The organism is Xanthomonas sp. NCPPB 3959, from assembly GCF_056675575.1.
The window spans coordinates 1-1280 of record NZ_JBWWVR010000043.1 but is presented as its reverse complement, the minus strand read 5'-3'; the positions used below and the strand labels follow the sequence as shown (position 1 = coordinate 1280).

Annotated in this window: 1 protein-coding gene; it reads left to right on the top strand. The window is 62.8% G+C overall.

Annotation, left to right across the window (positions count from 1 at the left end):
* Nucleotides 1–21: 21 nt before the first annotated feature.
* A partial coding sequence (locus tag AC1KVG_RS21735; protein WP_481095800.1) for an AMP-binding protein occupies nt 22–1280 on the top strand: 1259 nt, incomplete at its 3' end.

Below are 1280 nucleotides of genomic sequence, written 5' to 3'. Positions count from 1 at the left end.
CGTGCGTATGCACAGCTGTTGGTGCAGATCGTCGAGCGTCCCGAGGCGACGCTGGCGACGCTGCCGCTGATTGAAGAGCAGGAGCGCACGGCACTTGCGAAGCGTAACGCCGACAAGCGCCCTTTCCCGGCTCGCGGTTTCCACCGGCTGTTTGCAGGTCAGGCTGTAGCGACGCCTGACGCGCTCGCCGTCCGCTGTGGCGAGTCGCAATTGACGTATCGCGAACTAGACGATGCTTCCAGCCGATTGGCGCACGATCTTCGCAATGTGGGTGTGGAAAGCGGTGCACTGGTCGCCCTGTGCCTGGAGCGCGGTGTCGATCTGCCGGTAGCGATTCTCGGCGTGCTGAAGGCCGGCGCGGCGTGGTTGCCGTTGGATCCAACCTATCCCGATGCGCATCTGCAGTACGTGCTGGAGGACAGCGGAACATCGCTCGTGCTTGGACACGCTGCAACAGCCGAGCGTCTGTCGGCGCTTGGCGTGCCGGCGCGGATGCTGGATGCATCCGACATCTCGCACTGGCCGCAGAGCGCTCCCGAGATTCCGGACGAGTTGCCGGCCGATCTGGCCTATGCGATCTATACCTCAGGCAGCACTGGCCGCCCCAAGGGCGCGCTGATCGAACACCGGTCGCTGTCAAACCTGGCGATGAATCTCGGCCCCGACGGTATCGCCGATGGCATCTTTCACGGCTGTTGGGCATTGATCGGCTCGCATGCCTTCGACGGTTCGATCAAGGGATTGTTGCAGTTGGCATGGGGTGGATCCTTGCTAATCGTGCCCGATGCCGTGAAAACCGATCCGGCGATGCTGCGCGCACTCTTGCAATCGCAACAGGTGGACCTGATGGATTGCACGCCGTCGTTACTGGAGTCTTGGCTTGCGGCGGGTCTCGAGGATTGCCTACCGAACATCGTGATCGGCGGCGAGGCAATTACTTCCAGGTTGTGGCACGAGCTGATTGCTTGGCAATCGCGTACAGGGCGCGTGGCGATCAACGTTTACGGTCCGACGGAATGTTGCGTGGATGCGACTTGGAGTCTGGTCCAGGGAGAGGCTCCGACAATCGGCCGCAATCTAATCAACGTCGAGTGCCGCGTGCTGTCGTCTGCTGGCATGCAGCAGCCGATCGGCGTATCCGGTGAACTGTGCATCGGCGGAGTCGGGGTGGGGCGTGGCTATCATCGTCGTCCGGCGCTCACCGCCGAGCGTTTCGTACATCTGGACGGTGAGCGGTGGTACCGCACAGGCGACCGGGTGCGCTGGCGTAACGACGGGCA